Annotated in this window: 8 protein-coding genes; 5 read left to right on the top strand and 3 right to left on the bottom strand. The window is 37.1% G+C overall.

The window, feature by feature from the left end:
- Positions 1-563: 563 nt before the first annotated feature.
- Positions 564-1,247, bottom strand: a complete 684-nt coding sequence (locus ACFQO1_RS13060; RefSeq protein WP_380218613.1) for a DUF4294 domain-containing protein — start codon at positions 1,245-1,247, stop codon at positions 564-566.
- Between the two features lie 107 nt (positions 1,248-1,354).
- On the opposite strand from ACFQO1_RS13060, the gene ACFQO1_RS13055 reads away from it, so the two are divergent.
- From ACFQO1_RS13055 to ACFQO1_RS13040, 4 genes are all read left to right on the top strand, one after another.
- Positions 1,355-2,440 carry a M42 family metallopeptidase gene (locus tag ACFQO1_RS13055; RefSeq protein ID WP_380218611.1) on the top strand — a complete coding sequence of 362 codons (1,086 nt, stop codon included), beginning with the start codon at positions 1,355-1,357 and terminating at the stop codon, positions 2,438-2,440.
- A 64-nt stretch (positions 2,441-2,504) separates the two neighbouring features.
- On the top strand, positions 2,505-3,587 hold the full coding sequence (locus ACFQO1_RS13050; protein WP_380218610.1) for a DNA topoisomerase IB: 1,083 nt from the start codon (positions 2,505-2,507) through the stop codon (positions 3,585-3,587).
- A gap of 41 nt (positions 3,588-3,628) precedes the next feature.
- A complete protein-coding gene (locus ACFQO1_RS13045) occupies positions 3,629-5,056 on the top strand; it encodes an MBOAT family O-acyltransferase (protein ID WP_380218609.1) in 1,428 nt (475 codons plus the stop codon).
- 2 nt (positions 5,057-5,058) lie between these two features.
- Complete coding sequence (locus tag ACFQO1_RS13040) at positions 5,059-5,991, top strand: hypothetical protein (RefSeq protein WP_380218608.1); 933 nt, start codon at positions 5,059-5,061, stop codon at positions 5,989-5,991.
- Here ACFQO1_RS13040 and ACFQO1_RS13035 read toward each other — a convergent pair.
- On the bottom strand, positions 5,978-7,333 hold the full coding sequence (locus ACFQO1_RS13035; RefSeq protein ID WP_380218614.1) for an alanine/glycine:cation symporter family protein: 1,356 nt from the start codon (positions 7,331-7,333) through the stop codon (positions 5,978-5,980). The genes ACFQO1_RS13040 and ACFQO1_RS13035 overlap by 14 nt on opposite strands.
- A 108-nt stretch (positions 7,334-7,441) precedes the next feature.
- On the opposite strand from ACFQO1_RS13035, the gene ACFQO1_RS13030 reads away from it, so the two are divergent.
- Complete coding sequence (locus ACFQO1_RS13030) at positions 7,442-8,704, top strand: acyloxyacyl hydrolase (protein ID WP_380218607.1); 1,263 nt, start codon at positions 7,442-7,444, stop codon at positions 8,702-8,704.
- Between the two features lie 60 nt (positions 8,705-8,764).
- Here ACFQO1_RS13030 and ACFQO1_RS13025 read toward each other — a convergent pair whose 3' ends face one another.
- A complete protein-coding gene (locus ACFQO1_RS13025) occupies positions 8,765-8,878 on the bottom strand; it encodes a T9SS type A sorting domain-containing protein (protein ID WP_380217219.1) in 114 nt (37 codons plus the stop codon).
- Between the last annotated feature and the right edge of the window lie 23 nt (positions 8,879-8,901).

Here is an 8,901-nt window from a genome sequence, read left to right as displayed (position 1 = left end):
AATAAGCTTGAACTCATTAAAAAATTCTCAAGGTAAATCTATTTCTCTTAGTTTAGTTTTCAATACAAGTCCGAATTGTTTCCAATCCAAACCCATACGCTGTCAATTTCAATATATCAATGAACTTAAAAAATCTCTTTATTAAAAAAGAGTGTTTTTGTTTGATGAAACGGAGTTGAACCGTTTTTAAATTACCCATCACCATGTTTAAAAGAACGTCGCTGTTTCTCTAAGCGGGTGCAAATATACAACCCTTTTTAGAACACCACCAAAATTATTTTCAACTTTTTTTTATCTTTTTTTTAAAGTTTTTGCAACGCATTGATACCAGCGTGTTTAGTGCAAAAAAATATTTTGTGTTAGTGATTGAAACGGCATCCCCAGACGCAGATTAGTCAAGTCTGGGATACAGTTGAAAGCACGGCCGGACTGCTAAAAAAGCAGTACGGAACACCATCAAACTAAAAATAATTGATTATAAGCCGAAAAGAACGATGCTTCAAAAAATTAGAAGCGAACTACAAAAATACATAAAACTGAAACACTGGGAAAGAAAAACTGTATTAGTTATTAACAGATTTCTTATTCCATTGGGAAGTCAAGTCCAAATAGTCAATCTCAAAAGCTGGCTTTTGACGCTCGAGAATGTTGGCCTGGAAAGATCGCTCCAGAATATCCTCTATAAGATAGTCTTCTTTGGTGGTAAATGGATCATATACCTCTTTAATAGAAATATCAAACATATTTGCCGTGGTATTATACCAAAAAGCCCGCCAGCCAGTACGCAATTCCTTTACAAGGTCAAAAGCGGTACGCCCCGTTTGTCGATGGATTAACTTTACTAAGATCTGCCCTTCGGTACGGGTGAGATTCTTTAATTTTTCTGAAAACTCTTCTTCAATGTATTTTTGAATACGTTTAGTGTATCTCTTACGGTCACGTTTGCTCTCAATTTCAGAAAGTCGTTCGGTCATGGTTGTTAATCTTTCGGAAGCCAGCTTTGCATAGGGATACACTTTTCTGGTCTTTCTACGTAAAATTAAATACCTGCGCCTATCTTCTTTTGAATTGAAATTCAACTTATTCAAAAGCACTACTTCTTCGAGATCAATAAACTCTTTTGGAATGGTATCCCCTTCTATGATATAATAGAATTTACCAAGACTGTCTTTTTCGGTTTCCTGCGAAATGGCACTTGTGGTCAATAACAATCCAAATAGGATATATATATAGGTATGAATTTTCACTTTTATTTTTTAAAAACTCTTATCACTAAAATCATTCCAAAATTAAACAAATTCAATGGCTTCTTCTGAATAAAATGCTAAATTTGACGTGAATCAAAAAACAAACAATGGCAGCTTCTATTCTGAATAAAAAATCACTAACATTTTTAGAAAAATACTTAAACAATCCTTCTCCTACCGGTTATGAATGGGACGGACAAAAAATCTGGATGGACTACCTGAAGCCATATGTTGATGAGTTTATTACAGATACCTACGGAACAGCTGTAGCCGTAATTAATCCCGATGCAAAATTTAAAGTGGTTATTGAAGGGCATGCCGACGAAATTTCGTGGTATGTCAATTATATAAGTGACAATGGCTTGTTGTATGTAGTTCGAAACGGAGGAAGTGATCATCAAATCGCACCGTCCAAAATTGTTGATATTCATACAAAGAAAGGAATTATTAAAGGGGTATTTGGCTGGCCGGCCATTCATACACGAAATAAATCGAAAGAAGAAGCGCCTAAACCAGATAATATATTTATTGATATAGGAGCAAAAGATAAAGATGAAGTTGAAAAACTTGGCGTTCATGTAGGTTGTGTCATTACCTATCCAGACGGCTTCCATATTTTAAATAAAGACAAATTTGTATGTCGCGCTATCGATAACCGAATGGGTGGCTTTATGATCGCTGAAGTAGCTCGTCTATTAAAAGAGAATAAAAAGAAATTACCTTTCGGTTTATACATCACAAACTCTGTTCAGGAAGAAATTGGTTTACGTGGTGCACAAATGATTGCCGAGCGTATACAACCAAATGTAGCGATCGTGACCGATGTAACTCACGATACTACCACTCCCATGATTGATGTAAAAAAACAAGGGAAAGTAGAAATTGGTGAAGGTCCTGTTATTGCATATGCACCCGCAGTACAACAAAAACTACGTGATCTTATTACTGAAACGGCCGAGAAAAAGAAAATTCCGTTTCAGCGTGCAGCGTTATCAAGGGCCACCGGAACAGACACCGATGCTTTTGCTTATAGCAATGCTGGAGTAGCCAGTGCACTTATTTCACTACCCCTTCGCTATATGCATACCACCGTCGAGATGGTACATAGAGATGATGTGGAAAACGTGATCAAGCTTATTTATGAAACTTTGCTTAAAATTAAAGATGGAGAAACGTTTAGTTATTTTGACTAAAATTTAAACAACATTTGTAATTTCCTTAAGATTTTCTAAAACATTTATACTGTAGTTTTAGCCTATGGTAATCAATGCACCCCAGGTTAAAAAAATTTTAAAGGATCCGCGAGCAGCAGCAAAGTATGCTAATCTTATTTATGTTACAGACAAAAACCTAACCATAGAGCGACACAAGCACGGTCGTGGATTTTATTATACGCAAAACGGTACTAAAATTAAAGACCGTAAATCCATCAAACGATTTAAAAGTCTAGTCATCCCTCCTGCTTGGGAAGATGTCAAAATTACGCATCTAGAAAATGGTCACTTACAAGTAGTTGGTAGAGACGAAAAACTTCGGAAACAATACAGGTACCATCCCAACTGGTCCGAAATCAAAAATAAGACGAAGTTCTTTAAGATGATTTCCTTTGGGGATGCGCTGCCAAAAATGAGAACGATCATCGAAAAAGACCTGAAACTTCCTAAGATGACAAAACGTAAGTGCCTAGCATTGGTATTGCGATTGATGGAAGAAACTCACATTCGGATTGGGAATGAATATTACGCAAAAAAGAACAAGACCTACGGCCTCTCCACCCTACGCACCAAACATATGGATGTGCTGGAAGACAGAATTCAGTTTCAGTTTGTAGGCAAGAAAGGAAAAAAACATGCGATAGATCTTACCGATAAAAAGCTTCAAGAATTAGTATTACAATGTGAAGAAATTCCGGGATGGGAGCTGTTTCAGTATTATGACGAAAACGGAAAACACCACAGTATCGATAGCGGAATGGTCAATGATTACATTCACGAGTTGAGTGGTGAAGATTTTTCAGCTAAAGATTTTAGAACCTGGGGAGCCAGTAAAATTGCCCTTCAGACACTATATGATTTAGGAATGCCAAAAACTGAAAAAGATATTCAGAAAAACATCTTAAAATCATTTGATGCCGCCGCAGCTGGTTTAGGTAATACGCGTACGGTGTGCAGAAAATATTATGTGCATCCTATTTTGGAAGAGAAGTATAGTGATGGAAGTATCGAGTTTTATTTCAAAAAACTCAACCGTGACGAAGATATAGAAACGACCAAGAATTTTTCTCAGACAGAGGCTGTCTTATTGCAAATGCTGAAACAATACAAAGTAGTTTTAGCGTAAATTCTCCTTCACTTTTTTATCTTTAGCACAAATTCTAAAAAGTGCTGTTCAACTCTTTTGACTTCGGTTTTTTTCTCGTCATTGTCTATGCGCTTTACTGGGCAATTGGTGTAAAAAGAAGAAAAGGTCAAAATGCACTGTTACTATTTTCAAGTTATCTCTTTTATGGCCTCTGGGACTGGCGGTTTTTAGGATTACTCCTTGCCAGTTCTCTCATAGACTATATTGCTGGAATTTCTATTAATAAAACTGAAAAGAAATCGATTCGTAAACTTTGGTTGTACGCAAGTGTCCTTTGGAATCTTGGAATACTGGTCACTTTTAAATACTTTAATTTCTTTATTAATAGCTTCGGAAACCTTTTCAACATCCCAATAACTGAAGGTTCATTTACAATCTGGACGGTGATCATTCCGTTGGGGCTTAGCTTCTATACATTTCAAACAATGAGCTATACGATAGATGTGTACAAAAAACGCATCCCTCCTACTCGAAACCTGCTATCCTTTCTATGCTTTGTAAGTTTCTTTCCACAGTTGGTCGCTGGACCTATTGAGCGGGCCAAAAAACTTCTTCCGCAGTTTGAAAGAGAACGCTCTTTTAATCTAAATACATCAACCGAAGGATTGCGACAAATTCTCTGGGGATTGTTTAAAAAAGTGCTAGTCGCAGACAAATTAGGGATTGCAGTGACGATGGTTTTTAACAATCCGGAGCAATACGGAGCTGGCATGTTGCTCTTTGCAGCGGTTCTGTTTAGTCTTCAGGTATATTGTGATTTTTCGGGCTATACCGATATTGCAATTGGTACCGCGAAGCTGTTCGGATTTAAACTCAGTAAAAATTTTAATCTCCCCTATCTCGCTAAAAATATTACCGAATTTTGGCAACGCTGGCACATTACCTTAACCAATTGGTTTACCGATTATGTCTATATTCCTTTGGTAAAGTCATCCAATAAGGTAAACTCGCTTGTGCGCGGTGCTGCGTTATTACTTACCATGCTGCTCGTAGGTTTCTGGCATGGTGCCAATTGGACGTTTATTTGCTTTGGAATATTTAACGGTTTTATTTTAATCGCAGAACGCATCAAATTTGGTCATAATTTTTCGCTTCGGAAAGGATTAGCTAAAGCGCCACGACTTGTTTCCCTAGGATACTTCTTTTTTATTACCAGCATCTCTTCTATTTTTTTTAGAGCTGAAAGTAGTGAGCAAGCATTTCTCATTTTAAAACGGATATTTACGTTTCAGTTGGATGCCACTGTGTCATCACTCATCGGGTTTAAATTATTATTTTTAGTTGCCATGATCCTTGCAGAATTAGCTACTAGAAATTGGGATTTCCCGCTTCAGAAATTAGAGATCAAACTTCCCAGAGCGGTGCGCTGGGCAGTCTATTATATTCTTATTATGTTACTCATTCGTTATTCAGAATCTGGAGATGCGTTTATATACTTTCAGTTTTAAAAATGCAAAAGAAATTTATCTCATACCTGTTTCTCTTTTTTATTCCAGTCGTATTGGGATATTTGGCAATGGAATATGCGACACGTAGCATGGATACTTCGTATAAAAGAAATGAGCAATACCTTAAAGAATCTTCTAAGGAAATTGAAACTCTTGTACTTGGTTCCTCTCACATGCGAAGTGCCGTAAATGTAGGATTGTTAAAAGGCCCCGCAATTAATTTGGCCTCTGGAAATCAGCACCACGATACCGACTTTAAACTTTTAAAAGGAATGATTGAGCGGCTTCCAAATCTTAAAACAGTTGTTATAGAGGCTTCATACAGCCATTTTGAATATCCGCATAACGGAAAGAACTGGTGGAAACATTCGTATTTCTTAAAGTACTATGATATTAATACATTTGAAAGACCGACTTATTTTAAAGACCGATTAGTTTACAGAGCAAATGCACCTTTACTTTCTGAAAGGCTCTATAATTATTATCTTACAAAAGATACGCCGGCAGCTTTTACAGCTTTCGGGTTTAATACTAATAATTACTTCGGAAGGTTTAAAACACTCAACTACAACGAAGATAGTATTGCTGTAAGTAATTTTAGAATAAATACAGTGCCAAATCTGAAGGTTTTCAGCACTAATACCTCTTTATTTTATGAGCTTTTAGAGTATTGTAAAGAGAAGAATCTTAATTTCATCATCTGCACGACTCCAACCTATAAAACATATCTACCTAAACGAAACGAAGCAATCCTGAAACGTCGTGATAGTATTTTTAGAGAGATCCAATCGAGATTTTCAGACATTCAGTTTTTAGAAAAAGAAGCAGACACAATCAACTACAATGTTCGGGATTATTGGAATCAGAGTCATTTAAATCCGGATGGAGCAACAAAGTTTACGGCAGCCCTTCAGCAGGTACTTAATGATTTGTAGAGGGTTTTTTCAGCTTTGAAAAATATCTTTTAGCTTCTTTTACAACTCTGGGCGCCATAATAATCGTTGCTACCATCGTCGGGATGGCCATCAACGCAAAAAACGTATCAATTAAGTTGATCATCATGCTTAATGAAGTCGTCGCGCCTACCAGAATACTTATGATATAGATGATATTGTAGTATTTTTTATTGTGTGCTCCAAATAGAAATGACATACATTTTGTTCCATAATAGGAATAAGAAAAAAGTGAAGAAATACTAAACACTACGATACACAATAACAATGCGTACTTTCCAAAAAGAGGCAAACCATTTTCAAAAGCTGTCGCTGTTAAACTTACTCCGTTTGCATCACTTGACTGCCATACGCCTGTTACCAGAATTGCCAGTGCTGTTAAGGTACAAACAATCAATGTATCAATGGCAGGTCCTAACATCGCTACTAATCCTTCACGAATTGGTTCATTCGTTTTTGCTGCTCCGTGTGCCATAGGCGCTGTACCTATCCCTGCTTCGTTTGAGAATGCTCCTCGTTTAATTCCCAGTAAAATCAATCCGCCTATCGCTCCGCCTAAAAAGGCATCTCCCTGAAAAAAGGAAGCTGAAAAAGCATCTGTAAAGATCATTCCAAGATATTTAGGTACTACTTCAATATTGACCACTAAAATTCCTAAAACCAATATAAAATAAAGCACCACCATAGCTGGAACCAGCTTTGAGGCTGTTTTACTAATACGTGAAATGCCACCAAGAATCACAATTGAGGTGATTACAAGTAATATGAAACCAATGCCCAGATCTGTTGTAAATCCGTAATACAGATCATTCGGTTTTAAAACAATGTCATTTATGGCTTGAGTTAACTGATTTACATTAAAAACTGGTAATGCGCCTACCAATCCGGCTACACTAAAAAGAATCGCCAAAGGTTTCCATTTTTTACCCAAACCTTCTGTTATAAAATACATGGGACCTCCCTGGATTTCTCCAGCACTATCTTTTCCCCGATACATCACCGAGAGTGATGCAGTAAAAAACTTAGTTGACATCCCAATGACAGCACTTACCCACATCCAGAAAACCGCCCCCGGACCTCCAATAAAAATAGCAACAGCCACTCCAGAGATGTTTCCCATTCCAACCGTGGCCGACAAGGCTGTGGTCAATGCTTGAAAATGGGTGATTTGACCTTCGTCATGCTCATCATCATAACGGCCTCTTAGCACTGCGATTGCGTGTCCCAGATATCTAAAAGGTAAAAACCGTATTCTGAATAGGAGGTATAATCCGCCGCCAATCAACAAAATCAATAACGGAAGCCCCCACGCAAGAGATGACATTTGGGCAATAAGTTGAATAAGTAGTTCCAAAAAAAATCTTTTAAGTGAAAACGAATGTAGCTTTTATATTTTTAAAATTTAGTAAAAAATGGTTACTTGCGTAGCCAGATGAAAAAAATTACCATTCTTTTTTTATGTTTTATACGTGTTGTGACTGCCCAAGAGGCTGAGGATAAGTCTTACTATTCAAACTTTATTATCCCCGAATTTCTCTACGGAAAAACTGCAGAGCCTAATGATAGCTTTCCTACCATTAAAGCACAGAAAGGTTTGTTTATAAGCTTCGGAAAGGACCATCGATTCAATTCACAGGAGTGGGCGCACCGTTTAAACTACCCTAAAACGGGTATTTCAATTGGGGTTTCAGACTTTGGAAATACAGAATTTGTAGGTCAGGCTATTTCGTTAGAGCCTTTTATAGAAGTTAATTTCCTCAAGAAAACAATACAAAACCTGAAACTTCATGCAGGGATGGGAGCTGCATATTTTACCGAAAAATTTGATGCAGAAACCAATCCCAATAATCGTGGAGTTACTACCGACCTAACCTGGTCTTTTAAGTTATTTTTCTATTACGAATTATTGAAGCAAAACCGTATGACATATCGGTTAGGTGCTGGTTACAGACATCAATCCAACGGTCATACCCGTTTACCCAATCAGGGATTCAATTCCTTCCTAGTAAGTGCTTCGGTACAGTTTGATTATAAAAAAGAGGGAACGAGTAATCTTCTCTTGGGAAATCCTTTCAGTAAAAAAGAACACTATTTTTTAGCTTTTAGATCTGGGATTGGCCAACAGGCTTTTGCCACGGCATTTAACAATAGAAAAGAAGTATTTTCCGTAGCTATTTCCGGCGGAAAAGTTTACAACAAAACATTAAAAGTTGGTGGCGGATTGTATTACAGAGTGTACGAACATTACTACGATTACATTACAAATAATGAATCTTTAGTTCAGGACGGAAGAGAATTTGATGAGTTTAAAACTAATCCGTGGCATAGTGCCAGTACTTTAGGCATCTTTGGACAAGCAGAATTGTTACTGAATCACGTAGGAATAGATGTTCAGTTAGGTTTCAACATCTATAAACCGGCCTATGCAATCGACTGGCGATTAAACGAAGGCTGGATGATTGTGCCAAGGGATATCCCAGAGGAAAGTCCGATTGTTTTAGGAGAATTTAATACAAAATACAAGCTGAAGAAATACATCTCTTCCCGACTGGGTTTAAATTATTACTTTATTGGAACAGACACATCTCCAAAGCATAATTTCTTTATTGGTGCGCACATCAACGGGAACTTAGGACAAGCAGATTTTACCGAACTGAGTATCGGTTATGTACGATCTTTTGGAATTTCTAAATAATAAAAACTCCCTTTTCATTTCTGAAAAGGGAGCTATATAAATTAGAAGTAAGAAAACCTCTTATTGATCGAGTATGACTCTATGAGTTGAAGTTCTGTTCTCACTTACAAACTGAACCACATATACTCCATTGGCCATGCCTCTAAAGTCGATATCATTCTCTCCTGCTAAAATGGTATAATCTCTTACGATCTTAC

This window comes from Jejudonia soesokkakensis, from assembly GCF_042664795.1.
Lineage (GTDB): Bacteria > Bacteroidota > Bacteroidia > Flavobacteriales > Flavobacteriaceae > Jejudonia > Jejudonia soesokkakensis.
The sequence above is the reverse complement of the archived record's forward strand: the minus strand, read 5'-3'. Positions and strand labels throughout refer to the sequence as shown.

What these genes read in the sequence shown, in the direction of transcription:
- ACFQO1_RS13055 (WP_380218611.1), top strand. Translation starts at nt 1,355, where the DNA reads ATGGCAGCTTCTATTCTGAATAAAAAATCACTAACATTTTTAGAAAAA.
- ACFQO1_RS13050 (WP_380218610.1), top strand. Translation starts at nt 2,505, where the DNA reads ATGGTAATCAATGCACCCCAGGTTAAAAAAATTTTAAAGGATCCGCGA.
- ACFQO1_RS13040 (WP_380218608.1), top strand. Translation starts at nt 5,059, where the DNA reads ATGCAAAAGAAATTTATCTCATACCTGTTTCTCTTTTTTATTCCAGTC.
- ACFQO1_RS13035 (WP_380218614.1), bottom strand. Translation starts at nt 7,333, where the DNA reads ATGTCATCTCTTGCGTGGGGGCTTCCGTTATTGATTTTGTTGATTGGC.
- ACFQO1_RS13030 (WP_380218607.1), top strand. Translation starts at nt 7,442, where the DNA reads ATGAAAAAAATTACCATTCTTTTTTTATGTTTTATACGTGTTGTGACT.